Source organism: Burkholderia sp. SIMBA_051 (assembly GCF_046534915.1).
Lineage (GTDB): Bacteria > Pseudomonadota > Gammaproteobacteria > Burkholderiales > Burkholderiaceae > Burkholderia > Burkholderia ambifaria.
Map to the genome: position 1 here is coordinate 1 of NZ_JAWRXS010000268.1, position 272 is coordinate 272.

A 272-nucleotide genomic window follows, 5' to 3' on the forward strand; every position below is an offset into this window, starting at 1 on the left:
GGCGTTAGATCCCCGTCCTCGATGGCGAAGACGTCGGCGAAACAGTCGGCGATCCCGATCCGCTCCAGCACCCGATGCGCATACTCCCGCGCGCCATTGGTGAAGACGTAGCAGCGGCCGGGCAGGCTTTTCAGCCGTTCCGCCAGGCGCGGATTGGGTTCGACCCCATCCAGCGGCACATCGTGCACCTCATGCAGGAACCGCTCGGTATCGACGGCATAATTTGCCATAAGACCGGCCAGGGTGGTGCCGTGCTCGTCCAGGAACTGGCG

Annotated in this window: 1 pseudogene; it reads right to left on the reverse strand. The window is 64.3% G+C overall.

The features are described from left to right. A pseudogene (locus SB771_RS34475) lies at nucleotides 1-272 on the reverse strand (haloacid dehalogenase); the annotation flags it as partial.